Annotated in this window: 2 protein-coding genes; both read right to left on the reverse strand. The window is 31.2% G+C overall.

Going from position 1 to position 1,178, the window contains the following annotated elements:
* Nucleotides 1-208: 208 nt before the first annotated feature.
* Nucleotides 209-628 (reverse strand): hypothetical protein, encoded by a 420-nt coding sequence (locus tag ACW9UN_RS17220; protein WP_459487609.1) that lies wholly within the window; start codon nucleotides 626-628, stop codon nucleotides 209-211.
* A complete protein-coding gene (locus ACW9UN_RS17225; RefSeq protein WP_459487610.1) occupies nucleotides 594-1,085 on the reverse strand; it encodes a hypothetical protein in 492 nt (163 codons plus the stop codon). Before ACW9UN_RS17225 ends, ACW9UN_RS17220 begins: the two co-directional genes overlap by 35 nt.
* Nucleotides 1,086-1,178: the final 93 nt, after the last annotated feature.

Raw genomic sequence — 1,178 nt, forward strand, 5'->3', positions numbered from 1 at the left:
TAAGTGACTATCATTAATTGCTTAATTTTTAGTCAACCTATTTCAGGAAAGTACACCTGAGCAATAAAACATAACGTGTTTGTGTATGATTTCGTTGCGTGTTTAAGCACTAAAGTTAGCAAATAAATCACAGATAGAAAGTCCGCGAGGACTTTCGTAAGTAGGCTATAACTAGCAATGAATTATACACGGTGTTGTGCGTTCGTTTTTATTCTTTTCCGAACATATTTTCATATTCCTTTACGTGATTTGGGAATTCCTCTTCGTAAAAAGGATAACTGATTCCTAAAATTGAAATTTCATATCCATCTTCTTTCATTCCCGTAATTGCATTTCCAGCAACTCCTTTTATTTCCAGTCCATCTTGTCTAAATACTTTTAAACCAGATATTACTTGAGTGTCGATAAATTCAAATTCTGGGTCGTCAGTATTTATAACAATATTGTTTTTCAAACAGTATTCTTTAAAGAATTCGTATGGCGATTCAATTCCGTTAAACTCAATCAGTCCAAATGCAACTCCCATTGGTGCATCAGCTTTCTCTAAATCAGAGTAGCCAATTAATTTTCCATCAATTTCTATCAGATATTTTTTATTCATCTCTCTCGTACTTTTCTGATATTTCATTAATAAAATATTCGGCAGGGAAACCTCTTAATTCCATAAGAATTTGAATAAATGGGTCAAGAAAAAAATAACATTCGTAAAGAATTTTTCTTTTTTCTTTAACCAAATTCAGAACTTCAATTCGTCCATCTCTTGTTAAAATTTTCTCTCCTTGATGGTTTAAAAATCTATGAATTAAATAATTTCGAGCATCTAATGCCTCTTCCAACCTTTCAATGAATCCATCGCTAACCTCAATTAGTTTTCTTAATTGTCTCATTAAAGTTCCTAATGTTTTTTTAGAAAGGTTGAGCATATATTCGTCAATTTCCTCATCCTGATTTTTATTTGTGAAGTCAAAATCTTTTCTTGAGAGAAGCATTAGAAATCCAATTGCATATTCTAATCTTTGAGAATCGAGCACAGCAAGACCTAAAATATCTGTAATTGGTTTAATTTCTTTCTTATCAATCTGCATAGTTTATCAAATGACGCACAACGTTTTGGTGTATTATTTGTTGCGTAAATTTAGCGAAAAAAAAGCTATTTAAACTAAAACTTTAGCGTTTCC

The sequence above is a fragment of the Polaribacter litoreus genome (assembly GCF_054584775.1).